The organism is Variovorax sp. Soil_C_26 (assembly GCF_057657075.1).
The window spans coordinates 1-550 of the sequence record NZ_JBDGJC010000044.1 but is presented as its reverse complement, the minus strand read 5'-3'; the positions used below and the strand labels follow the sequence as shown (position 1 = coordinate 550).

General features: G+C 63.5%; 1 protein-coding gene. It reads left to right on the top strand.

The genetic code is table 11. The features are described 5' to 3' along the window. Positions 1-5 precede the first annotated feature (5 nt). A partial coding sequence (locus tag AC3A6G_RS27375) for a GTP-binding protein (RefSeq protein ID WP_487863273.1) occupies positions 6-550 on the top strand: 545 nt, incomplete at its 3' end.

Below are 550 nucleotides of genomic sequence, written 5' to 3'. Positions count from 1 at the left end.
GAAAAATGGCAAAAGGTAAATTCACCCGCACCAAGCCGCACGTGAACGTGGGCACGATCGGTCACGTCGACCACGGCAAGACCACGCTGACGGCGGCGATCGCCACGGTGCTGTCGGCCAAGTTCGGCGGCGAAGCCAAGAACTACGCCGACATCGATGCTGCGCCCGAAGAAAAGGCCCGCGGCATCACGATCAACACGGCCCACGTCGAGTACGAGACGGCCAACCGCCACTACGCACACGTCGACTGCCCCGGCCACGCCGACTACGTGAAGAACATGATCACCGGCGCTGCCCAGATGGACGGCGCCATCCTCGTGTGCTCGGCCGCTGACGGCCCGATGCCCCAGACCCGCGAGCACATCCTGCTGGCGCGCCAGGTGGGTGTGGGCTACATCATCGTGTTCCTGAACAAGTGCGACATGGTCGACGACAAGGAGCTGCTCGAGCTGGTCGAAATGGAAGTGCGCGAACTCCTCGACAAGTACGAGTTCCCTGGCGACGACACCCCGATCATCCATGGCTCGGCCAAGCTCGCCCTCGAAGGCGA